Raw genomic sequence first — 221 nt, 5'->3', positions numbered from 1 at the left:
GCGAAAGCTTCGGCGCGTTTGTTGGCGGTTTTGAGCATAGGCAGCAGGGTAATATCCAAATGGAAACGGCGTACGCCCAAAACCAAAATACGCGCTGCGAAGAAATCCGCTTCATCAGTAAAAACGTTGGGGCTGCTTTGATTAAAGTCGTGGCGCTCTGCGGCAATCAAAGTCGCGATGGTGCGCACTTGCGGAATCAGGGCTTCGCTGATGAGGCTGTC

The 221-nt window shown here is 52.9% G+C and carries 1 pseudogene; it reads right to left on the bottom strand.

The annotated features are described in order from the left end of the window. Window positions 1–221: pseudogene (locus ACTHSP_RS24320) on the bottom strand (hypothetical protein); the annotation flags it as partial.

The organism is Neisseria sp. P0001.S005 (assembly GCF_051963715.1).
Note: the sequence above shows the minus strand (reverse complement) of the source record. Positions and strands in the feature narration are given on the sequence as shown.